The 20,959-nt window shown below is 50.3% G+C and carries 22 protein-coding genes; 9 read left to right on the forward strand and 13 right to left on the reverse strand.

Features of this window, described 5'->3' with window-relative positions; translation table 11 throughout:
- Nucleotides 1–26: 26 nt before the first annotated feature.
- The 4 genes from LHL18_RS03075 to LHL18_RS03090 all read right to left on the reverse strand — a co-directional run bounded on the left by LHL18_RS03075 (nucleotide 27) and on the right by LHL18_RS03090 (nucleotide 2,268).
- Nucleotides 27–488 (reverse strand): MgtC/SapB family protein, encoded by a 462-nt coding sequence (locus tag LHL18_RS03075; protein WP_226765713.1) that lies wholly within the window; start codon nucleotides 486–488, stop codon nucleotides 27–29.
- Nucleotides 489–575: 87 nt separating this feature from the next.
- On the reverse strand, nucleotides 576–1,103 hold the full coding sequence (locus tag LHL18_RS03080; protein ID WP_226765714.1) for a DUF4426 domain-containing protein: 528 nt from the start codon (nucleotides 1,101–1,103) through the stop codon (nucleotides 576–578).
- A 176-nt stretch (nucleotides 1,104–1,279) separates the two neighbouring features.
- A complete protein-coding gene (locus LHL18_RS03085; protein ID WP_226765715.1) occupies nucleotides 1,280–1,831 on the reverse strand; it encodes an NADPH-dependent FMN reductase in 552 nt (183 codons plus the stop codon).
- Nucleotides 1,828–2,268: a VOC family protein gene (locus LHL18_RS03090; protein ID WP_134054090.1), complete on the reverse strand. Its 441-nt coding sequence runs from the start codon at nucleotides 2,266–2,268 to the stop codon at nucleotides 1,828–1,830. The genes LHL18_RS03085 and LHL18_RS03090 overlap by 4 nt, the downstream gene beginning before the upstream one ends.
- Before the next feature lie 111 nt (nucleotides 2,269–2,379).
- Here LHL18_RS03090 and soxR point away from each other — a divergent pair, with 111 nt between their 5' ends.
- From soxR to LHL18_RS03110, 4 genes are all read left to right on the forward strand, one after another.
- On the forward strand, nucleotides 2,380–2,895 hold the full coding sequence (soxR, locus tag LHL18_RS03095) for a redox-sensitive transcriptional activator SoxR (RefSeq protein ID WP_226765716.1): 516 nt from the start codon (nucleotides 2,380–2,382) through the stop codon (nucleotides 2,893–2,895).
- Between the two features lie 141 nt (nucleotides 2,896–3,036).
- Nucleotides 3,037–4,125, forward strand: a complete 1,089-nt coding sequence (locus tag LHL18_RS03100) for a flavin reductase family protein (protein ID WP_226765717.1) — start codon at nucleotides 3,037–3,039, stop codon at nucleotides 4,123–4,125.
- A gap of 11 nt (nucleotides 4,126–4,136) precedes the next feature.
- A complete protein-coding gene (locus tag LHL18_RS03105; protein WP_226765718.1) occupies nucleotides 4,137–5,228 on the forward strand; it encodes a fatty acid desaturase family protein in 1,092 nt (363 codons plus the stop codon).
- Between the two features lie 83 nt (nucleotides 5,229–5,311).
- Nucleotides 5,312–7,048, forward strand: a complete 1,737-nt coding sequence (locus LHL18_RS03110; protein ID WP_226765719.1) for a DUF885 domain-containing protein — start codon at nucleotides 5,312–5,314, stop codon at nucleotides 7,046–7,048.
- Between the two features lie 81 nt (nucleotides 7,049–7,129).
- On the opposite strand, the gene LHL18_RS03115 is transcribed toward LHL18_RS03110, so the two are convergent.
- From LHL18_RS03115 to LHL18_RS03150, 8 genes are all read right to left on the reverse strand, one after another.
- Nucleotides 7,130–8,005: a DMT family transporter gene (locus tag LHL18_RS03115; RefSeq protein ID WP_226765720.1), complete on the reverse strand. Its 876-nt coding sequence runs from the start codon at nucleotides 8,003–8,005 to the stop codon at nucleotides 7,130–7,132.
- Nucleotides 8,006–8,113: 108 nt separating this feature from the next.
- A complete protein-coding gene (locus LHL18_RS03120) occupies nucleotides 8,114–8,386 on the reverse strand; it encodes a hypothetical protein (protein ID WP_226765721.1) in 273 nt (90 codons plus the stop codon).
- Nucleotides 8,383–8,874 carry a DUF4199 domain-containing protein gene (locus LHL18_RS03125; RefSeq protein WP_226765722.1) on the reverse strand — a complete coding sequence of 164 codons (492 nt, stop codon included), beginning with the start codon at nucleotides 8,872–8,874 and terminating at the stop codon, nucleotides 8,383–8,385. The genes LHL18_RS03120 and LHL18_RS03125 overlap by 4 nt, the downstream gene beginning before the upstream one ends.
- A gap of 111 nt (nucleotides 8,875–8,985) precedes the next feature.
- The gene (locus LHL18_RS03130) at nucleotides 8,986–10,239 is read right to left on the reverse strand and encodes a DUF2254 domain-containing protein (protein ID WP_226765723.1); all 1,254 of its coding nucleotides are present in this window, start codon (nucleotides 10,237–10,239) and stop codon (nucleotides 8,986–8,988) included.
- Nucleotides 10,239–11,342, reverse strand: a complete 1,104-nt coding sequence (mnmH, locus tag LHL18_RS03135) for a tRNA 2-selenouridine(34) synthase MnmH (protein ID WP_226765724.1) — start codon at nucleotides 11,340–11,342, stop codon at nucleotides 10,239–10,241. The genes LHL18_RS03130 and mnmH overlap by 1 nt, the downstream gene beginning before the upstream one ends.
- Nucleotides 11,343–11,350: 8 nt before the next feature.
- A complete protein-coding gene (gene selD / locus LHL18_RS03140) occupies nucleotides 11,351–12,391 on the reverse strand; it encodes a selenide, water dikinase SelD (RefSeq protein ID WP_226765725.1) in 1,041 nt (346 codons plus the stop codon).
- A 116-nt stretch (nucleotides 12,392–12,507) separates the two neighbouring features.
- Entirely contained in the window at nucleotides 12,508–14,217 is a 1,710-nt protein-coding gene (locus tag LHL18_RS03145; protein ID WP_226765726.1) for a M28 family metallopeptidase, read from the reverse strand.
- 84 nt (nucleotides 14,218–14,301) lie between these two features.
- Nucleotides 14,302–15,030 (reverse strand): SIMPL domain-containing protein, encoded by a 729-nt coding sequence (locus LHL18_RS03150; protein WP_226765727.1) that lies wholly within the window; start codon nucleotides 15,028–15,030, stop codon nucleotides 14,302–14,304.
- A gap of 151 nt (nucleotides 15,031–15,181) precedes the next feature.
- Between LHL18_RS03150 and LHL18_RS03155 the strand changes: the two genes are divergently transcribed.
- From LHL18_RS03155 to LHL18_RS03165, 3 genes are all read left to right on the forward strand, one after another.
- Nucleotides 15,182–17,020, forward strand: coding sequence for a M1 family metallopeptidase (locus LHL18_RS03155; RefSeq protein ID WP_226765728.1), 1,839 nt, complete (start codon nucleotides 15,182–15,184; stop codon nucleotides 17,018–17,020).
- Nucleotides 17,021–17,171: 151 nt separating this feature from the next.
- Complete coding sequence (locus LHL18_RS03160) at nucleotides 17,172–17,813, forward strand: hypothetical protein (RefSeq protein ID WP_226765729.1); 642 nt, start codon at nucleotides 17,172–17,174, stop codon at nucleotides 17,811–17,813.
- 9 nt (nucleotides 17,814–17,822) lie between these two features.
- Nucleotides 17,823–18,188, forward strand: coding sequence for a hypothetical protein (locus LHL18_RS03165; RefSeq protein WP_226765730.1), 366 nt, complete (start codon nucleotides 17,823–17,825; stop codon nucleotides 18,186–18,188).
- 13 nt (nucleotides 18,189–18,201) lie between these two features.
- Here LHL18_RS03165 and LHL18_RS03170 read toward each other — a convergent pair whose 3' ends face one another.
- Nucleotides 18,202–18,840 (reverse strand): NAD(P)-dependent oxidoreductase, encoded by a 639-nt coding sequence (locus LHL18_RS03170; protein ID WP_226765731.1) that lies wholly within the window; start codon nucleotides 18,838–18,840, stop codon nucleotides 18,202–18,204.
- A 100-nt stretch (nucleotides 18,841–18,940) separates the two neighbouring features.
- On the opposite strand from LHL18_RS03170, the gene LHL18_RS03175 reads away from it, so the two are divergent.
- Together LHL18_RS03175 and LHL18_RS03180 are read left to right on the forward strand one after the other, a co-directional pair.
- Nucleotides 18,941–19,837: a LysR family transcriptional regulator gene (locus LHL18_RS03175; protein ID WP_226765732.1), complete on the forward strand. Its 897-nt coding sequence runs from the start codon at nucleotides 18,941–18,943 to the stop codon at nucleotides 19,835–19,837.
- A 268-nt stretch (nucleotides 19,838–20,105) separates the two neighbouring features.
- Complete coding sequence (locus LHL18_RS03180; protein ID WP_226765733.1) at nucleotides 20,106–20,897, forward strand: TIGR02391 family protein; 792 nt, start codon at nucleotides 20,106–20,108, stop codon at nucleotides 20,895–20,897.
- The last annotated feature ends 62 nt before the right edge of the window (nucleotides 20,898–20,959 follow it).

The raw sequence follows: 20,959 nt of genomic DNA on the forward strand, positions 1-20,959 counted from the left end.
ACTGCCATTATGTCATGCAGCGGTTTTTATTTGTCCTCTGGCGGGCGGATCAAACTTTTCGCCGGCGTCATAATTCTGAGCGTGAAAAACGTTAACATACTTAAGATTAGCGCTATCTCAAGCCGCCCTGTCGCGACAGACATACCGATAGCACCGGTTAACCATAATGCCGCCGCAGTTGCCGTACCAGAGACAAAACTTTCGCCTTTGACCATATTTTTTAAAATCGCCCCGCCACCGATAAAGCCAATACCGGTAATGATCCCTTCCATTACCCGGGCTTCAGCATCGGTTGACGTTAATACCTGCAGCCCTACCAGCATGTAACCACAGGCCGCAACAGCAACCAGCGGAAAGGTACGCAAACCTGCTGTGCGCTCGTGCTTTTCGCGGTCCCAGCCAATCGGCAACGCCAGAACAAAAGCAATAATTAAATCGCGGATATGCAGCACGACGATGTTCCAGTCCAGATCGGGTATCAGTTCCATTTATACAGGCTACCGGTTTTCAATTGTCAATAACGCCAGCCTAACTGCCAACAGCAACATTTTCAATTACTGCCAGTGACCCGTGCGCTACCAGTCAAGCTGAACATCAAAGGTCATCTGCAGCGGCTGTTCAGTGCCTTCCGGCACGGCACTGATAATAAGCTGAAATACCCGTTGTGAACTGGTATCTAAAGTACCGACATAAGAGATATAGCCATCGGTTTCAATTGGTTTCATGGTAATGTCTTCGGTATGACCAAGCAGATTCTCATGTTTAGCACTCACCTGTGCCTGTACCGTCGCCTCTGCCGGTTTGGCATTATTTTTCAGAATAACCAGATTAAGCACTGCCAAATCTGGTCTGACAGCGATATCGTACTTTTGAGCCATAGCATCGTTCAGTACCGACGCACGACTGACGTTCGCCCGCAACGTAAAATCGTTAAACTCGACAACATGGCCAAGCGGCTGATCAACCTCTGCCGGCTCACCTGTATTGACCGGCTCTTTTGCCGAATCAACGGTTTGCTGCAACTTATCACAGGCACTGAGTGCGACAATCATGCTTAACACTGTGGTGAAAAAACCAAAGCGGGACTTAGGGTGGAGGTTCATTGTCAGCTCCTTTGTTTAGCGGATAAATGGCGGGTGTGTCTCCTTAAAAATAACAACAACGCGCTACTGATATTTACACCCAGCTTATCAGCTGGTCAGTAAAGCATAGCTTATCAGCAGCATAACGCCTTTGATCTGCAAAGATTTAGCAAGCTGATACAGATTAAAAGCCGCTGTTAAGCGGCTTTGGCCTGTAAAATCTGTTGCTGTAAATTCAGCGCTGCGGTTTGCAGCTGGATAAACAGCGTCGCGTCTTTCAGCTGTTGATACTGCGAATCAAACACCTGATGAAAATTCGCCACCGACACAGCGCCGCTAAGCTCTGCGCCCATAAAAGGCGCGGCTTTTACAGCTGCCTGCAGCACACTTTGCGCACCACCCGGACCCGGTGCTGCCGCCAGAAACAGCGTTGGTTTATGCTGAAAAATACGTTTTTGGCTGCGCGAGGCCCAGTCATACAGGTTCTTAAAAGCCGCAGTAAAGGTACCGTTATGTTCGGCAAAAGAGACGATAAGGCCATCTGCCGCAGCGATTTGCTGTAAAAAAGCCTGAACCTGGGGCGGCGAGCCAAGCTCAATTTCACGCCTTTCGCTGTAAATTGGCAGCTCGTAGTCATCAATATTGAGGGTTGTCACCTCTGCTTGCGGCAGTAACTGCGCAACGCTAACGGCCAACTGCTGATTTATTGACTGCGGGTTATTACTGGCGGCAAAAGCAAGAATTCTCATAGTACCTCCTGACGGGCTTTTTCCTGATTTAAATTACGCTGGGCGGGGATATCACTTAAATACTCAACAAACTCCACTTCGAAACCGGCCGGGTCGACAAAATAAATATTCTTCCGAAAAGGGTCATCAGCACCATTTTTGGCAATGCTAAAACCGGCGGCCTGCAAGCGGCTGATAACCGCATCCAGATTATTTGTCACATAGGCAAAGTGCGCAAAACCAACGCTGTGCCCGGCGAGATCGCGGTTTGCGCCCTCACCATGATCGCTTAGCGCTATGTAGTGATAGTCATCGCCAAAATGCAGCCAGTTCCTCGGCTTGCCGTACCACTCGCCTTTGCCTTCGTCGCGAATGCGCCAGTGCGGAAAAGCGGCGCGGTAAAATTTGAGCATGGCATCAAGATCGGACACCACCAGGTTTACATGCTCCAAATACATAAAAGTCTCCTCAGGCTTGCTTGAATTAGTTCGACAGGCAGGGTAAAACCTTAACCTAAGTTAAGGTAAAGTGTTTTTTTACTAAAAAATTCAAAATACTGTGGAGAGCTTATGTCGGAAGCAACCTGGAGCGTCGGTCGGGTGGCCGAGCGTTGTGGCGTAAATGTCAGTACGCTGCATTTTTATGAGCAAAAAGGCTTAATAAAAAGCTGGCGCAATGCCGGTAACCAGCGCCGTTATAAACCTGATGTCTTGCGCCGTATCGCCGTAATCAAAGCGGCACAAAAAGTCGGCATCAGTCTGGAAGAAGTCAAACAGGCTTTTCTGTCGTTACCCGATAGCCGCACACCAACAGTGGAAGACTGGCAGCAGCTGTCGCAAAACTGGCACACGATGCTTGATGCCCGTATTGCCTATATGCAAAAACTGCGCGACTACCTGACCGGCTGCATTGGCTGCGGTTGCCTTAGTATGAGCAAGTGTCCGTTGTATAACCCGGATGACAAACTGGCCGCTGAAGGCACTGGTGCAGTGGTGCTGGATAACGAAGAAAAGCGGGTACTGGCGCAGGCCTTAAGCCCACCCAGCCAGAATAAAAAAACAACTGTTCGCTTAACCAAAGAATAACCACAACCGAGATCAATAATTTAACTATATTATTCAAATAGATAAATAATTCTAATTGAGCGGCATATTAATTTAACTGGCCATACCAGATATTTTAGTGTACAACTGTACGCTGAAATTAACCAAGCGGATTAATATGTAGTGAAAGCGTTATTAGCACGGTCATGGCGTGCGTTTTGTCTGATGCTGGGTAATCAACCCAGCCTGACACGGTATTTGCTCCCCCTAGTACAATGGTTAAAACCGGGCTTTTTGCCCGGTCAATACCGTGCACAGCTTGTCGCAACCGCATGGCAAACGGCTGACATGATTGAGCTGACGCTGCAGCTGTCAAAGCGCTGGCCGGGTTTTGTGCCGGGGCAGCATATTAATGTCACCTTAAAGCATAATGGCCGCTACCTGACCCGCCCTTTCAGTATTTGCTCAAGCTTCTCTTTGTGGCAAAGTCAGGGCCAAATCAGCTTGTGTTGCAAGCTAAACCGGGAGGGAGAATTTACGCCACTACTGCCAAGGTTGACGAAAGGCCAGTGGCTCAGTATCAGCGCAGCACAAGGTGACTTTGTCTGGCAACACCCGGCACTTAGTACGGTTTTTATTGCTGCGGGTTCTGGCATTACGCCTGTCGCCGCTATGCTGCTTAGTCAGCGTCACTGGTTGTCCGAAGCGACACTGCACTACAGGGTGCGCGGCAATGAAAATGCAGCCTTACTTGCCCCGCTGCAACAACTGGCACAGCGTAACCCGCTGTTTAACCTGCAGCTATCAGACAGCCGGGTTGAAACAGCAATTGAATTCAGTGCCAGGCTGATGCGACAGCCGTTACAACGCGAATTTTATCTGTGCGGCCCGGCCATGTTTATGCAGCACATTACTACCAACCTGACTGCGCATGGCGTAAGCAGAGCACAGATCCACTGCGAACAGTTTGCGCCCTTATTACAAAACACCGCCCATAGCTGTGCAGAGGATGAAATTAACAGCACCTTTATTGTCGCAGGCCTACCTAAGATGATGGCACTGCCCCGTATGTTCAGCCTGTTACAAAGCGCTGAGCAGCAAGGACTAGCCCCTGCTTTTGGCTGCCGCATGGGAGTGTGTTTCCAATGTGTGTGCGAAAAGGTCTCCGGCCAGGTGCGTGACATGCGCAGCGGCCAGTTAAGCGGCCATGGCCGTGAACAAATCCAGTTATGTATCAGCCAGCCCGTTACTGAGCTGGTCATTAAGCTTTAGCAGGACCCAAAATGAAACTGACAACCGAACAATTTGATGCACTAGCACTTGAGCTGGATACGCTGAAATTGCAGGTAAAACAGCAAATAGGCGAAGCCGATGCGTGCTACATCCGCCGCGTCTTGCTGTGCCAGCGCTTAGCTGCCATCTGTGGCCGCGTATTAATGGTGCTGGGCTTTATCACGCCATGGTTCTGGCTGGCGGGGGTTCTGGCGTTGGCACTGGCGAAAATTCTCGACAATATGGAAATTGGCCACAATGTGCTGCACGGCCAATATGACTGGATGAACGATCCGGTTTTACACTCTAAACGCTTTGAATGGGACATAGCCTGCGACGCTGGCTCGTGGCAACGTACCCATAACTTTGAGCACCACACCTACACCAATATCATCGGCAAAGACCGTGATTTTGGTTACGGCTTATTGCGCCTGAGTAACGACTTTCGCTGGCGGCTGCGTAACCTGTGGCAAGGTGGCACTTATCTATTGCTAAGCATGCTGTTTCAATGGGGCGTGTCCTACCATGAGCTGGCGGCACAGCGGGTGTTTTTCGGCAAGAAAAAAGCCGACCGCCACAGCCAGGTCACCGATAGCGAGCTAAAAAAAGCTTTTTTCGGTAAAGGCGCACGTCAGCTGATTAAAGACTACCTGTTTTTTCCGCTTATTGCTGGCCCGATGTGGCTATGGGTACTGGGCGGCAACGCTCTGGCTAACCTGATAAGAAACCTGTGGACATCGACCGTCATTTTCTGTGGCCACTTTACCCGCGATATCCATACCTTTAGCGCAGAAGCATGCGAGAACGAAAGCCGTGGCCAGTGGTATTACCGCCAGATGCTGGGTTCATCCAACTTTACCGGCCCAACCTGGCTGCATATATTAACCGGTCATTTAAGCTGCCAGATTGAACATCACCTGTTTCCGGATATTCCGGCAAGGCATTATCCGGCTATGGCTACGCAGGTGCAGGCGATTGCTTCGCGCTTTAACATTCCTTACAACACCGGCAGTTTTTTGCGTCAGTACGGCACAGTGTTCTGGCGTATCCTGCGCTACTCACTGCCAGGGGGCAAAGCCAGTACCCGCCCGGCTTATTTATAACAACACTTTACCTGCAAACATGGCCGGGGCTTACCCGGCTGTGATATAAAAGCCCACTACCTATAACCCAGTGGGACCTTACTATGACAGTAAAGCTTAGTCTTAGCGCCGCCGCGATGTTTTTGGCACTTAATAACGGCAACGCTTATGCCGTAACGGCTACTGAGCAACTAGACACCTTGCTCAGTGAGCATTGGCAAAAAGCCAATAAAGAACAAATCTTCTTTCGCAAAGACCCTGATACCTTTCGCATGAACGGCAAACTGCCGGATGTGTCGGCCAAAGGCCGCGAGCGGCGGGAACAATATAATGCCCAGTTGCTAAAACGGCTCGACAGTATTGATGAGCGCGAACTGTCTGAAGCGGATAAAGTCACGCTGCGGTTATTCCGCTATGAGCGGCAAACCGAAGCACAAAGCTATAAGCAATTTGATCATCTGTTTCCTATGCAGGCGTACGCTGGCTATCACAGCTATTTTGCCGCTGCACCGGATAATATGTCGTTTTTAACCCAGGCAGATTATGACAATTACCTGATCAGCCTGGCCGACTTTCCACGCTACAACCAGCAGCATATTGATAATCTTAAACAAGCCATCGCTAAAGGCTACACCCACTACTGTGAAAGCTTTAAAAGCTACGATAAAACCATTAGCCAGCACATCGTCGACAACGTCAGCGACAGCGTGTTTTATGCACCACTGTCACGCCAACCGGCGCAGTTTAGCCCACAGCAACAAAACTATTACACCGAGCAAGGCAGCAAACTGATTGAAGACACCGTGATCCCTGAATACAAAAAGCTGTATCAGTTTTTTACCCAGCAATACATGCCGGCTTGCCGTAAGCAGGTTGGTATTGCCCAACTGGAAGATGGCGCGCCGTACTATCAGTACCTGATTAACTTTTATACCACTACCAGTATGACGCCGGAGCAAATTCATCAGCTGGGGCTGAATGAAGTAAAACGCATCCGCAGCGAAATGGACACCATTATTAAGCAGGTTGGTTTTGACGGCAGCTTTGCCGACTTTGTCCATTTTTTGCGCACAGACCCGCAATTTTACGCCAGCTCAGGCCAGCAGCTGATGGAAAAAGCCGCCTTTATCACGCGCAAAATGGCCGGCCAGCTACCCAAATGGTTTAACACCCTGCCCCGCAACACCTTTGACATTAAAGCCAGCCCCAGCGGCGGTGCTTACTACGTGGCATCTGATGGCAGTGGCACCACCTCAGGCACCTATTTTATCGGCGCCAATGATGTCAGAAGCGAGCCGCTGTACAATTTAGAAGCGCTGACCTTTCATGAAGCCGAACCCGGGCACCATCTGCAAAGCGCATTGGCACAGGAGATGGACATACCGGAGTTTCGAAAAACCCTGTATCACAGCGCCTACGGAGAAGGCTGGGGCCTGTATGCCGAAAGTCTGGGCAAAGAAATGGGCTTTTATCAGGACCCTTACAGCGATTTCGGCCGCTTAACCTATGAAGCCTGGCGCGCCTGCCGTTTAGTGGTAGACACCGGTATGCATGCACTGGGCTGGAGCCGCCAGCAGGCGATAGATTATCTGGCAGCCAATACGGCGTTAACCATGGTTGAGGTTGAAGCCCAGATAGACCGCTACATTACCTGGCCGGCACAGGCGTTATCGTACAAGATTGGTGAGATAAAAATCCGTCAGCTACGCACCCAAGCCGAGCAGCAGTTAGGCGATAAATTTGATATCCGCGCCTTTCATGATCAGATGCTGAAAAACGGCAGCCTGCCACTGGACTTACTGGAGCAGCTAACGCTGGAATGGATTAACACGCAAAAATAAGTAGCGCCAAAAGCAAGGCTTGCTCAGTTCCCCAAGGTTAATGGTTGGTTCAGAGCAAGCTGCGGTGCGTTTTTTGCTGTGTTATGCCTTATGCTGCCACACCAGATATAAACCACTTAACATAATGACAGCCGCGCCGGCCAACGTAGAAAATTCCGGGTAAAGCTGCCACAACACTATGTCAAAACCAATCCCCCATAACAGCGCCAGATACTCGAACGGCGCAACGATGGCAGCAGGGGCCACTTTAAACGCTTCGGTCACTGCCAGTTGGCCACCAAAGCCGGTAACACCAATCAGCACGAAACTCAACCACAGCTCACTGCGTAGTGGTTGCCAGTCAGGCCAGGCTAATAGCCCGGCGCCAACGGATAACAACGTCATCAGCCAGAACACCATATTGCCGGTACCTTCGCGCCGGCCGAGAATACGCACAGTAATCGCTGACACCGCATAACAAAATGCCGCCAGTAATGCCATCAGTGCGCCGAAACTTAGCAGCTTGTCGCCGTCAGGTTTTAACATGTAGCCTACCGTCAACAGCCCCAGCGCAATAGCCACCCAATGTCTGGGCGCAACATACTCTTTCAGCCAGAAGGCAGACATCGCTGTAATTAGCAGCGGAGCGGTAAAAAAGATAGTGTAGGCTTCTGCCAGCGCCAGGCTTTGCAGGCTGAACACGAAGGCCCATAACATGGTAACCCCCAGCACAGCGCGCAATAAATGTAAGCTCCAGCGCGTATTGAGCAGGGTTTTATGCCGCCCGGTGCTCAGCAGCCACGACACCACTAAAGGCCAGGCCAAAGCGCCGCGCAAGCAGGCTATTTGCATGGCGCTGTAATAAGGGGTTAACGATTTCATCGCCGCATCCATGGCAGCAAACAGCGCCACGGCCAGCACCATGCACAAAATACCGCGTAGCGGCCTATCAACCGAAGAGACAGAAGGTAAAGACATTGAGCGAAAGCACCAGCGATAACGGTGCGCTATTGTACAGCCGGCAATAGCATCCGGCAGCAGCAAAATGCATCTTGTGCTGCAAAATAGCCTGCACTGGTAACGGTGCTACTCAAGAAAACTTTTTTCAGATATCACTTTGTAAATAATTACGGTAATAACACAGACTAAAGCCGGGTGCGTCACAAAAGCCACTGCGCTCAGCGCATCGGCTTCGCATTGGCTTTTTAATACTGAGCAGAAAATGAAATCAACTATAAATGTTGAACACACGGCCAGTATCACAATCAGCAAATAGTTATAGGGGGATTTCAGCTTAACTGCAAAGGCGACCATCAGTATAACCACCACTGGTATACCAAGAGTTACTAATAACATCATCCGGCTGCCTGGCTTTTAGTTCGCAGAAAAAATGCCACTATCACAGAAGTCAGAATGCCCATAATGGCGGCGCCAATCATACTTTGCAGGATATAGTTACCTAAGCTGAAGTATTCCGCTGCTTGCTCTGCTGTCATTATGTTTTGGGAAACAGCATAAGCCTGCACGTTCAGAAAATACTCCGGCGTAATCACCTTATGGGTAAGCCACTGTGCCGGCGGGCTTAGCAATACTACCACCAGAGTGATCAGCAAGCCCGCACGCATACCCTGTTTCCAGTCCATGTTGCCCTTGTAATCGCGCTGCTTTTTTTGCCTCAGTGCCAGCACATAAATAAGTATTGCCGGTATCGCAAACAGATTGGTATAAGTGGCGTGCTGCGCAATCAGGCGGCCATGTAAACCTGCTAATTGCTCGCCCCACATCCACAGCAGCATTACGGCAGTAAAAATAATACCCCAGCGTATTTCGGTCAGATATTTATTCATAAGGTGTTGATGTTATTAGCACAGATAACGAAATACTATAGCCGGTTTATCCGGCTTTGCCAGCCCTTCTACCCGGATGATAACTGCCCTTACGGCAGCGTCAGCCCATCGTTAACTGTCTTGCAATTGCTGGTGCAATTTGGCCAGGATCTTAATATCTTCGCTGTAAACCATAGCATGTTCTGCTCTGGCCAGAGCCGCCGCAGAGTGGCGCTGGCAATGTGGTTTAAAATCAGTATTTATCTGGCTAAGGGCAATAAAGCTTTTTTGCAGCCGGATTTGAATTTCCAGCACTGCAGCCCCGTCACGTGCTATCGGTGTGTAAAAGTCATCAAATAAATCTGTCAGGCTTAGGCCAAGCTGCCAGACATAAGGATAATCTATCTGGGCTTTATCATCTTGCGGGCTTTGCCAGTTGGTTAGCACCCGGGTGCCACGGCCGATAATTTCAATAGCCGTACCGGGGTCATTCACTGCCGGTGACAGGGCTTTTGACGCTATTTCGGCTAACACCAGTAAACCAAAGCGCGGATCCTGATCGAAGGTGCGAAAGTCTTCAATGGTAAAAGCGGCTAGCAGCTCATTGTAACCAAGGTTAGCATATGCGCCGTCAACCCATAACAGCGGCCGGTGCGGGTCAATAAACACCCCTGCCCGCACCACCACATACACCTTGCAGCTGTGTTGCCCAGCCCATTTATTAATCGCTTTTATATCAATATGCTGAATATAACCAATACGTTCTGTTTGTACCGCTTTGGCGCCATCGGGGATCTGGCTCAGGCTTGTCAACGGGTTAGCATTTAACCACGGGCATTTAGTAAAAGCGGTTAATGCCGCGTAGGCTTCATCTTCTACTTTACGTGCAGTCTCCCCCACCCGGCCAAGCCCGGATAAATGATTGATCCACACTAATATGGTAACGACTATCAGTACAATCACCAGAATAGTGGTCAAAAACAGTACGACTTTGCCTTGCTTGGTATAAAGCTCAGTGTTAAGCAAAATGATACTGACAATGCTGAATAAAAATGAGCCGACAAAGGTCGCCAGAGCATTGTGGGTGGTGGTGTCTTCCATCAGCAGCCGGGTGGCCCGTGGCGACACGCTGTTGGTAGAGGCACTGAACGCGGCGATCATTACGCTGAGCGAAAAGGTAGTCACCGTCAGCATACTGGAGGCCAGTATGGTCAGAATTTTTTCTGCCGCGCCGGCGCCGATAATATCGGACAGCGATTCCGGGATAAACGGCTGTACAGCGATAGCCACCATCGCCGAAATCAGCGCCAGCACGGCAAATGAAACCGTCCGCACCCACAACTTACGGCTCAGTTTTAACAATTGCCAGCCCCACTTCGATACCATCAGTCTATCCTTTTATTGTTGCTGTACCACCAGTCTGCCAGCGCCGGTGCACTGCCCTGCATCAATACCGGCAAAGCCCTTTTTTGCAGTTGATAGCGGTACATAGGGTCATAGTAATCCGTTAGCAAAGCGCTGATCCAGACCCGGTGCAGGCTGATGTCGCCACTGCACTGTTGCTCAGCCAATGCCTGCAGCAACAGTGCCCGTAATTCACTGTACAAAGCCCCGCCAAGGCGTTTACTGATCCGCGCCAGCCCCTGTTGCAGCATAGCACTTAGCACGCTGAATGCCGTTTCAGCATGGTGCTTGCTGGCTTTTGCCAAAATATCAGTGATGTAATCATGCAGTATAACTTCGATGCGTTTTTCCAACGGTTCTTCAAGTAATAATGCCGGGCTTTGTTGCATGGCCTGATATAAGCGATGCGGAATACTGCGCTGACCGATCAGCAGGCTTTCATCTTCCAGTAACAGATAATCTGCCTTCAGCTCACGCACCTGTATAATAGCCGCTGCTAAATCATTCTCAAACTGCACCTGCGGCGGCTGTGGTGTCAATTGCTGGCCAAAAGCAGAACCGCGATGATTCGCCAAGCCTTCCAGATCAAGCATCTTCAGCTGCTGCAACAAGCGGGTTTTACCACTGCCTGCCGGCCCCGCCAGCAATAGCAACGGCTGTGACGCTGCCTGGTCAATGACCTGCAGCGCAGCATGGCGTAGTGCTTTAAAGCCGCCCTTAACACGCGGATATACCACACCTTGCTCTGCCAGCCATTGCTGCACAATTTGTGAACGCAGGCCGCCACGGGCGCAGTACAAGATGCCATCAGGGTACTTCTGTGTAAAATCCAGCCAGGCTTCGATACGTTGCTGCTTTAGCGCGCCGCTGACCAGCTGATGCCCCAGCGCAATAGCAGACTGCTGCCCGTGTTGTTTGTAACAGGTGCCGACAGCTGCGCGCTCGGCGTCGTTCATCAAGGGCAAATTGTAGCTGTGATTAAATGTGCCCTTGGTAAACTCCACCGGCGCACGCACATCCATTAGCGGCAACCGCAGGCGCAGAATGTGCAGATAATCATCAGTTACCGGAAAATGCTCTGCCATAACGTGCGTTAGCGCACCCTGACCAGATGGCCTTTACGTGCAGCTTTCAGCTCGCCGATCGGCGCCAAGGTTAAATCGTGCGCTACGGCCAGATGAATAAGTGCGGCCTCAGCTTTAGCATTAACTGCAATCAGCAAACCACCGCTGGTTTGCGGATCGCATAATAATGCCTGCTGCTGCTCGGTTAATGGCGATACTTTGCCACCATAACTGGCAAAATTACGCGCACTGCCGCCCGGCACACAGCCCTTGGCAATATAGTCGCTGACATGTGGCAGCACCGGTACCGTCTGGCTGTCCAGATCAGCACTCAGCCCACTGCCTTCACACATTTCAATCAAATGCCCCAGTAAGCCAAAACCGGTAACATCCGTCATGGCGTTTACACCATCCAGCCCGGCGATATCGGCGCCAATACGGTTAAGCTGTACCATGGTGTCACGCGCTATGTCGCTGTGGTTGTGCTGTAACTTCTTCTGTTTTTGCGCGGTTGTTAAAATACCAATGCCGAGCGGTTTAGTCAGATACAGTCTGTCTCCGGCTTTGGCCGTGTTATTACGTTTTAAATAGTTGATATCTACCCGCCCGGTAACCGCCAGGCCAAATATCGGTTCAGGGGTATCAATGCTGTGGCCACCGGCCAGCACAATGCCAGCGTCTTTACAGGTGTGGCGCGCACCTTCGAGCACCTGTTGTGCCAATTCAGCCGGCAACTTACTGACCGGCCAGCCCAAAATAGCGATCGCCAGCAAAGGCTTGCCGCCCATAGCATAAATATCGCTAATGGCATTGGTGGCCGCAATACGGCCAAAATCGAAGGCATCATCAACGATAGGCATAAAGAAATCGGTGGTACTGAGAATGGCTGTGCCATCGCCTAAATCATAAGCTGCAGCATCATCTTTGCTGCTATTACCTACCAGCAAACCGGGGTCTGAAAATGTCAGGCTGGATTGCAGAATTTTATCCAGCACCTGAGGTGATATTTTACAGCCACAGCCTGCGCCGTGACTGTACTCAGTTAACTTAATGGCAGAAAGATCAATCATAGTCACGCTTAGCGAACACCCAATAGCGCCAACATAACCAAAGCACTGCCAGATAACAAGTGTTGTTCAGATAAGCCAAACCAGACGCCACGGCACAACCGTGGCGTAAAACGCAATTAAGGTTGTGAGCTCAGCGACTTATCGCGCACAGCCTTAAATTCTTTACCTTCAAGCCAGTTTGGCCAGCTATTGCTGTTTGCCAGTTCATTACCTACCTGAAAATACAAAAACAGATCCTGCTGGGCACCGCGCAAATCCCACTCCGGGTCAAACTCATCCGTCACTTTATGGTAATAGTCACTGACATAGCGCTGGCGCTGCTTCAAACCCCAGTCTTTACCATGCTCAAAGCTATCAATGCCGCCGCGGGCATACAGCATAGGCACACCTTTTTTCGCCAGGTTAAAGTGATCAGAGCGGTAATAAAAACCGTCCTGCGGTGTGGGTTCCGGTGCTATGTAACGGTTTTGTGCTTTGGCGTAACGGCTAAGTACAGGTTCAAGCTCTGAGCTGCCGTAGCCAAATACCATCACATCGCGCATCGGGCCATAGACGTTAATCACATCCATATTAATGCCGGCTACGGTTTTATTTAAATCAAACAGTGGGTTATTAGCATACCAGGCAGAACCTAACAAACCACGCTCTTCCACCGTTACCGCTAAAAACGCTACCGAGCGTTTTGGTGCCGGGCCGGCTTTAAACTGCTCTGCCAATGCTAACAGGGCGGCAACCCCGCCGGCGTTATCCTGGGCTCCGTTAAAAATTTTGTCATCAGGCCGGCTGAAATCCAGGCCGAAATGATCCCAGTGCGCCATATAGATCACGGCCTCATCAGGCTGCTCAGTGCCTTCGATATAGCCAATGACGTTGTTCGACGTCAGCTGACGCAGGTTATTGCTAATGCTGATAGAAGCGCGTTGTTTAAACCTGACCGGTTTAAAATCTTTGCTCAGCGCCTGCTGCCGCAGCTTCGCCAACGAAGTGCCGTTTTGTGCAAACAGTTGCTCTGCCGCCTGCAGCGACAACCAGCCTTCTACCTGGGCTTTGTGCATATTTTTGTGCTCGGCAGCCAGTTCAAACCGGATAGGCGATGTACCGGCGACTACATTCCAGCCGTAGCTGGCCGCATCGGTTTCGTGCACGATAAGCGCCATAGCTGCACCCTGACGCGCGGCTTCTTCGTATTTGTAGGTCCAGCGGCCGTAGTACGTCATGGCATTGCCGGTAAACAGGGCCGGGTCCTGTGTGGCATACCCCGGATCGTTCACCAGGATCACCACCGTTTTACCTTTTACGTCCAGGCCGGCGTAGTCGTTCCAGTTATACTCTGGCGCGACAATACCGTAACCGACAAACACCACCTCACTGTCTGTCACATCAATTTGCTTTTGCATGCGGGTAGACCAAGCCATCATATCGGTTTTGTATGTCAGGCTGCGCTTAACACCAGCATCGGTGCTGAGCGTTAACGCCGACACCTTAACCGGGTCAATTTGCATCACCGGCACTGGCTGGCGGTAACTGCCGTCTTTATACGGCGTTAAGCCGATGCGGGCAAACTGCTGCTCCAGATAGCGTACGGTGTTTTCTTCCCCCTGAGTCGCAGGTGCCCGCCCCTGCATCTCATCTGAGGCAATCCGCTGAAAGTACGCGGAGAAATTGCGGTTAAATTCGGTTTGTACCAGGCCTGTTTGCGCAGCAGGTTGATTAGCATTGCTATCTGCCGGCACTGCGGCTTGGTGATTAACACAAGATGCCAGCAGCAGGCAGGCGGCAACTGAAGCCGTCGCTGCTGCCAAGCGGTAAGTAAATTGTCGTCTCATCAGGTTTCCTTGCTACAACAGGGTAGTATTTACCTTACCTGATATAGCCTGCGCAAACGACAGGCTTGAGACAGATAACCGGGATCAGGGTTTAATTTTATAAATCACATTAACTGATTTTTGCAGCGTAATGTGTCTTGGCAGTACCAGGTTAGCCCCGCTGTCGGCCATCTCTGCTTTGCCACGCATAGCACCAAAACTAACGGCATTGCCGCTAAAACCAAAGTCACCAGCCAGCTGACCCCAACCGCCGGCTTCGGTTATTGCAAATACCGTGGAAATTTTTACGCCCTGTGCACCGGCCAGCCGATCCGCCCGACGACGGGCATCTTCACCGGCTTGCTGGCTTAATTTCGTTTCCAGCTCTTCACGCTGGCTGCTGTCGAAACTGCCATTGATAGAAAATACATTCTCCTGCTTAAACAGATAATCCATCACATCGATATAATGCGTCAGCTGATTTAGTGTTACGGTTATCGGCTGGCTGGCTTCGTAGCCAGTAATGGCTCTGTCGTTGTAATCTTTGTACAGCGCTTCTTTATTAATCTGCGCGGCATCAATATCGGCCTCGCTCACGCCCACAGAGGCCAGAAACTGCATTAAATCACGGCCTTGTTTATACACGGCTTCGGTGGCGGCATCTGCACGTTCGGCAGTATGGCGGATCATAAACTGAATACGGGCTTTGTCCGGCGCGACGTCCAGTTTGGCTTCACCTGTAACATTAATAAACGGAAAGTCCGGTAACGGGCTGGCGGCAACACTGCTACTGATAAGTAAAACTGCACTGCTGATACGGGTTGCTAATTTCATACATACCTCACTGTTAAATTTATTCTGCACCTGGCGTAATACCTTTATTACAACAGAGCCGGCCTGGCGGAATTGTCAATATTTGTAGCCTTGTGTTCGCGCGGCCTTTGCCTTTACACTGCGCTTTCGCTTGTTTTTAGGAAAAACTCTGATGTCTGTACGTATGTTTCCCCTTGCCGCCAGCCTGCTGTGCAGCAGCTATGTTATGGCTGCAACCGACAGCTATACCTATGCCAATACTGACGATGTGGTTGTTAAGCATTTACACCTCGACCTTAGTGTCGACTTTGCCGAAAAAGCCTTGTCTGGCTTTGCCGATTTACAACTGAATTGGCTGGATGCAAACAGCACTACCGTATTTCTTGATACCCGCGATCTGCAAATTGAGCGCATTTACGCCAAACGTGCTGATGGCAGCTGGCAAAAAGTCGCTTTTACGCTGGGCCAGCGTGACGATGTACTGGGTAGCAAGCTTACCGTCAACCCTAAATTTCAGGCACAAACCTTACGTATTTACTACCGCTCTACTGATAAAGCGTCTGGCTTACAATGGCTGACACCTGAGCAAACTGCCGGTAAAACCACGCCCTTTATGTTTAGCCAGAATCAGGCGATCCATGCCCGTAGCTGGATCCCAATTCAGGATACGCCTTCAGTACGGCTCACCTACACTGCACGCATTCATACCAGCGACGATGTTCTGGCCATTATGAGTGCCAATAATGAACCGGGCATGATTCGTGACGGCGACTATCAGTTCACTATGCCAAAAGCCATTCCGGCTTATTTAATCGCCATCGCCGCAGGCGATTTGCAATTCAAAGCCATGAGTGAGCAAACCGGCGTTTATGCAGAGCCTTATATTTTAAATGCCGCAGCAGAAGAGTTCGCCAGCACCCAGGCGATGATTGACGCTACAGAAAAGCTTTATGGCGACTACCGCTGGGGCCGGTACGACCTGTTGATGTTACCGCCAAGCTTTCCGTTTGGCGGCATGGAAAACCCTGAACTGTCGTTTATCACACCAACAGTAGTAGCAGGTGATCGCAGCCTGGTCAGCCTGATCGCGCACGAGCTGGCACACTCCTGGTCTGGCAACCTGGTAACTAACGCCAGCTGGCGCGATCTGTGGCTAAACGAAGGCTTCACCTCTTATGTTGAAAACCGCATTATGGAGCAGGTATTTGGTGTTGATCGCGCCGTGATGGAACAGGCCTTGTCGGTACAGGGCTTAAAAGAAGAGCTGCAAAATTTAAGCGCTAACGACAGCGTGCTGCACATTGACCTGCAGGGACGTGACCCGGACGATGCCTTCAGCGGTGTGCCATACACCAAGGGTCAGTTATTCTTAATGTTTTTAGAGCAGAAGTTTGGCCGCGACAAATTTGACCCTTTTGTACGCCAGTACTTTGACGACCACGCTTTTGAAAGCATCACCACCGCCGACTTTGAGCAATACCTGCAGCAGAATTTGCTAAGCAAATACCCGGGCATAGTGTCAAGCGACGAAGCCAAAACCTGGATTTACGGTACCGGCTTACCAGAGGGTACGCCACAGCCACAATCTGATGCGTTTAATAAGGTACAGCAGCAGCTTGATAGCTGGCTGACAGGTGCAGCAAGTTTAGACTCGCTGCCAACGGCTGACTGGACAGTGCATGAGTGGCTGTATTTTATTAATAACCTGCCGCTGTCTATCAGCGCCGAGCAAATGGTGCAGCTTGATGCCGCCTTTGAGCTGACACAGTCAACCAATGCGGAGATCGCGCACGCCTGGTACTTGCTGGCGCTGAAAACCGGCTATCAGGAGATCGCCGCACCACTTGAGCGCTACCTGATCAATATCGGCCGGCGCAAACTGATCATTCCTTTGTATAAGCAACTGGCCACAACACCGGAAGGTCTGGCTTTTGCCCGTGCCGTATACGAAAAAGCCCGGCCGGGTTATCACCCGCTGTCTCAGGGCTCGGTAGACGAACTACTGAAATAAGCCGCTTTTGCTAACTGTGGCACCGACAACGGCAGCGCTGGTTAACACGCTGCCGTTTTTACACTGGATAAAGCCACTGCGCTAATGCAGAATGTCAGCCAACATACTGCTGGCTGCAACCAGTGATGATATTCAGATGGCGGAAATAGCTGTGAAACGACTCCTGACTGTATTGCTTTGCTGCCTGTCACTGATGCTCAGTGCAGAGCCGCAACACCAGCACGATTATAACGGTAGCCATGGCATGGTATTGTTTGCGGCCAATGACACCTTATTAGTATCGCATTTACCGCTTTACCGCCCGCCCCATGATTATCAGCTGGTGTATGAAGTTATATTGCCAGAGCAGGCCAGTAAAGCCGTGTTAGCTGAACTGAGCCAAACCAGACAGCTAACATTGCTGCCGGAAAATTTTGATTTACGTCAGATGATTGATGCCGGCCAGTTTACGCTGAACGCCGATATTTATCAGGGGCACTTTGAGCGTGAAGGCACGCTATGGCTAAGCAATCTGCCGGTCAGGTTTGTGCGTCAGGTATACAAGCGCCGGTTAAATAACACTGATGTAATAGCGGGTACCATTAAATATGCAACGTTTACCAGTGCCGGCCAGCAATTTATGCTGCATCAGATCGGTACAGCCCCAAGCTTTGATCAGATCCTGCGCGTGTCTGAATGGCCGCAAACGCTGCAATTTGACAATGCCGATGCCCAGTCAGCCACTGTGCAATTGCAACAACAAGGCATAGAGGTGCAGCAACTTTACCTGGAAAGCCGTGATTTCAGCTTGTAGTGTGTCGTTATGCAATACAAAAGACGCCGCAACAGCACCGCCAACAGCACCGCCAACAGCACCGCCAACAGCGCGGCAGATAACCAGATTTGGCTGATACACCAGGCCATCGTAGAGAAACTGCTGGCTGAGCCCTGGCGTATTGCCGACGTTCGCCAAACACTGGAACAGCGCTACCAGGCCGGACAAATAAGGCACAGTGGCTATATTCACTGGCACAGTATTCTGGACTGCATTGATGACCCGGCGTTATTTCGCCGTGAGTTACTGGATAGTGGCGAGCGCATGACAAAGCTGCGCCGGCGCACTGTGCTGGTGGGGATCCTGACCGAAGCAGAACGCAGCGCCGCTTTGCAGGCGGCCACTGCCAGCTAAATACGCTGCCCCTTTAGTAAGCGATGCTAAAGCGCTTGTTCTGATGCTGCGGTTGCTCTGCTTCATTGAGCATCGCAACAGCATAATCGCCGGTAGAAATACGGCTGCGGCCATCCTGGTCAGCCAGCAGATAATCCTGCCCTAAGCGGTACTGCCCCGTTTTATCACCGGGGAAAATCTCTGCCGCTGGTGATAAAAAGCTCCAGCTGATATCGCTTTGCTGCTGCAGTTGTTGCAGTACCTCTGCTGCGCCCTCTGCTGTAGCACGATACTCCGCCGGAAAATCCGGGCTGTCGAGCAAACGGCTTTCATCAGGCAGTTTTAATGTTGCCGCACCGCCTACCACCAGCAAACGTGGCGTGTTAGCTGCAACTGCAGCTTTATACACAGAGTTAAACGCAGCGACATAATAGCCTTTAACATCCTGCTGGGCATGGCCGCTAAAAGCGCTGATCACAACCGCTTTATTACTCAGCACTTTGGTTAATGCTGCGGTGTCGTTAATATCCAGCCCTAATACTGTTAAACCGGCCTGCGGCGTAACACGCTCGGGGCGGCTGACAACAGCCGTCACTTTATGACCACGGCTTAATGCCTCTGCCGTAATGGCCGAACCGATAAAACCTGACGCGCCTAAGATAACCAATTCCATCATGTATTCCTCAATTGAAAACCTGCGCCATTATCACTGCTCGATTAACAACGAAAAATAACCTAATATAAAAATCACTGTTTTAAAAAATAAAACAATCATGCAAAACCAACTTGATCTGAATAGCTTACAACTGGTGCAACGTTTACAGCAGGCCGGCAGCTTTACCGCCGCAGCCGAGCAGCTTGGCTGCAGTAAAACCACGCTTAGCCTGCAGCTAAAAGCGCTGGAGCAGCAACTGGGCACAGCGCTGTTTCGCCGCACCACACGCCAGCTCAGTTTAACCAGTGCCGGTGAGCACCTGTTGCAAAGTTGCATGCCGCTACTGGAGCAGTTACAGCAGGCGCTGCAAAGTGTGCAAAGCGGCGACAAAGTGCTGCAGGGTAAACTGGTTGTCAGCGCGCCGGAAGATTACACCAACCGTAAACTGGCACCGGCCGCTGTCGCCTTTCGCCGCCAGCACCCGGCGCTGGAGTTTGAGTTTCGTAGCAGTGATCAGGTAAAAGACGCGGTAAAAGAAAACATCGATTTATCAATACGCATCGGCTGGCTGCGCGACTCCAGCCAGACAGCACGCAAACTGGCTGACTTTGAGCAGTGGCTGCTGGCAGCACCGGCCTATCTGCAGCAGGCAGGCATCCCCACAGCCCCTTCGCAGCTACGCCAGCACGAATTTATCGCCTTTACCGCCCTGCGCCAGCCCCTAACCTGGCAACTTCAGCAGAATACGCAACAAGTTGAAGTGCAGCTAACCGCCGCTTATAAAAGCAGCTCAACACAAACGACTACCGCGTTAATGCTGGCCGGTGCCGGTATTGGTGTGTTACCCGATTACAGCGCTAAGGATCTGGTGCAGCAAGGTGCGCTGGTAAAGGTATTGCCCGATTGGTCGTTAAGCAGCGGCGGTATTTATGCAGTGTATCCCCCAGGGCGCTTCCGCCCGGCCCGGGTAACCGCTTTTGTAGATTTTTTGCAGCAGTATCAGCAGGTGATTTAGCCAGTAACCTGTGACATTGTAAGCCAGGCGATTAGCTCTGACTTTAGCGCTAATCATCACCTTCAGTAACAGCGGTGTTTTATGTTGTTATATACAGTGTTATCTGAAAGATGAGACATTTCAGGTCAGATATCCCGTTAACATTGCTCATAAGCTAATTGCTGATTTTATTTACATGCTATAAATTAGGTACTTACGTAGCTGGGTTTAGAAATATAACGCACGGCTTTAGAAATAAAACGCATGCTCGTTTTCCCAGAATGCGAATGTGAAGCTGTTGAAATTATTTTTACTTTACAAAGGCATACTGAAGGTTGTTTCCTCTATTGGAAATGAGAAAACGAGCATGCACAATAATAAAATGTTATGCAGCATAGAGAGAATCATGGAAATGTTGGATGAATTGAAGGCATTACAAAGATCCAGAAAAGACGGGATGCCATTCTCTTCTTTGATTGAATTTGAAGATTGGGCAGATTCTGTTTTGCCTTTCTTGTCTTACCATCAACCATATGAAACAGAGTTTAATCAAGCTGTAACAGGTGCAACTGTCACTTATAGGATGGAAGACTATCAGGATTCAAGCACCTGCATGAATAATGCGATTGGAATATTAAATAAAGCAGTCAAGAAAATGGAACTTGATTCTAGGCTGCAAGAAATTCCTCAAGTGGGCTTCGAGGATTTACTTCATCCAGCTATTGTTGCCAGTTCTTTAAATCTATATGTCAATGGGCATTTGCGAGAGTCTGTACTTAACTCAATAACAGCAATATTCGATTTAATAAGGCAAAGGACTGGGGTAATGGAAGATGGTGATCGCCTGATCGGACAGGTGTTCTCTATCAATGATCCAGTTCTAATTCTCTCTGAACTCAAATCTGAATCAGGTCAAAATGACCAAAAAGGATTCATGCAAATATACAAAGGTGCTTATCAAGGTATTCGTAACCCAAAAGCACATACCCTCAATCATGATTTAAACGAAATGAAAGCAGCACAATATCTGGTTTTTGCGAGCATGCTAGCCCGCAGAATTGATGAGGCAAGCAATGCATAACAATGCGCTGCTGCCTGACAAATTTTCCTCTGCGCTCCAAATTTGCCGCAGAACGCGGTGTT

It is taken from the genome of Rheinheimera aquimaris (assembly GCF_020531985.1).
GTDB lineage: Bacteria > Pseudomonadota > Gammaproteobacteria > Enterobacterales > Alteromonadaceae > Alishewanella > Alishewanella aquimaris.

Coding starts and splice junctions, on each gene's coding strand:
- LHL18_RS03075 (WP_226765713.1), bottom strand. CDS start 488: ATGGAACTGATACCCGATCTGGACTGGAACATCGTCGTGCTGCATATC.
- LHL18_RS03080 (WP_226765714.1), bottom strand. CDS start 1,103: ATGAACCTCCACCCTAAGTCCCGCTTTGGTTTTTTCACCACAGTGTTA.
- LHL18_RS03085 (WP_226765715.1), bottom strand. CDS start 1,831: ATGAGAATTCTTGCTTTTGCCGCCAGTAATAACCCGCAGTCAATAAAT.
- LHL18_RS03090 (WP_134054090.1), bottom strand. CDS start 2,268: ATGTATTTGGAGCATGTAAACCTGGTGGTGTCCGATCTTGATGCCATG.
- soxR (WP_226765716.1), top strand. CDS start 2,380: ATGTCGGAAGCAACCTGGAGCGTCGGTCGGGTGGCCGAGCGTTGTGGC.
- LHL18_RS03105 (WP_226765718.1), top strand. CDS start 4,137: ATGAAACTGACAACCGAACAATTTGATGCACTAGCACTTGAGCTGGAT.
- LHL18_RS03110 (WP_226765719.1), top strand. CDS start 5,312: ATGACAGTAAAGCTTAGTCTTAGCGCCGCCGCGATGTTTTTGGCACTT.
- LHL18_RS03115 (WP_226765720.1), bottom strand. CDS start 8,005: ATGTCTTTACCTTCTGTCTCTTCGGTTGATAGGCCGCTACGCGGTATT.
- LHL18_RS03120 (WP_226765721.1), bottom strand. CDS start 8,386: ATGATGTTATTAGTAACTCTTGGTATACCAGTGGTGGTTATACTGATG.
- LHL18_RS03125 (WP_226765722.1), bottom strand. CDS start 8,874: ATGAATAAATATCTGACCGAAATACGCTGGGGTATTATTTTTACTGCC.
- LHL18_RS03130 (WP_226765723.1), bottom strand. CDS start 10,239: ATGGTATCGAAGTGGGGCTGGCAATTGTTAAAACTGAGCCGTAAGTTG.
- mnmH (WP_226765724.1), bottom strand. CDS start 11,342: ATGGCAGAGCATTTTCCGGTAACTGATGATTATCTGCACATTCTGCGC.
- selD (WP_226765725.1), bottom strand. CDS start 12,391: ATGATTGATCTTTCTGCCATTAAGTTAACTGAGTACAGTCACGGCGCA.
- LHL18_RS03145 (WP_226765726.1), bottom strand. CDS start 14,217: ATGAGACGACAATTTACTTACCGCTTGGCAGCAGCGACGGCTTCAGTT.
- LHL18_RS03150 (WP_226765727.1), bottom strand. CDS start 15,030: ATGAAATTAGCAACCCGTATCAGCAGTGCAGTTTTACTTATCAGTAGC.
- LHL18_RS03155 (WP_226765728.1), top strand. CDS start 15,182: ATGTCTGTACGTATGTTTCCCCTTGCCGCCAGCCTGCTGTGCAGCAGC.
- LHL18_RS03165 (WP_226765730.1), top strand. CDS start 17,823: ATGCAATACAAAAGACGCCGCAACAGCACCGCCAACAGCACCGCCAAC.
- LHL18_RS03170 (WP_226765731.1), bottom strand. CDS start 18,840: ATGGAATTGGTTATCTTAGGCGCGTCAGGTTTTATCGGTTCGGCCATT.
- LHL18_RS03175 (WP_226765732.1), top strand. CDS start 18,941: ATGCAAAACCAACTTGATCTGAATAGCTTACAACTGGTGCAACGTTTA.